Consider the following 551-nt stretch of genomic DNA (forward strand, 5'->3'; position numbering starts at 1 on the left):
GCACAAGGCCATCGAGGACATCTCGATGACCGTCGAGCCCCGCTCCGTGACCGCCTTCATCGGCCCCTCGGGCTGCGGCAAGTCCACCTTCCTGCGCACCCTCAACCGCATGCACGAGGTCACCCCCGGCGGCCGGGTCGAGGGCAAGGTGATGCTGGACGACGAGAACCTCTACGGCTCCGGCGTCGACCCCGTCTCCGTGCGCCGCACGATCGGCATGGTCTTCCAGCGCCCCAACCCGTTCCCCACCATGTCGATCTTCGACAACGTGGCGGCGGGCCTGCGCCTGAACGGCTCGTACCGCAAGAGCGAGCTGAACGACGTGGTCGAGAAGTCGCTCAAGGGCGCCAACCTCTGGAACGAGGTCAAGGACCGGCTGAACAAGCCCGGCTCCGGCCTCTCCGGCGGTCAGCAGCAGCGCCTGTGCATCGCCCGCGCCATCGCGGTCGAGCCGCAGGTCCTGCTGATGGACGAGCCGTGCTCGGCGCTCGACCCGATCTCCACCCTCGCCATCGAGGACCTGATCGGCGAGCTGAAGGAGCGGTTCACGA

The 551-nt window shown here is 68.1% G+C and carries 1 protein-coding gene; it reads left to right on the forward strand.

The features are described from left to right. On the forward strand, nt 1-551 hold a 551-nt coding region (locus KUM32_RS35405; RefSeq protein WP_217146033.1), incomplete at both ends, for a phosphate ABC transporter ATP-binding protein.

Source organism: Streptomyces sp. AC627_RSS907 (assembly GCF_019049165.1).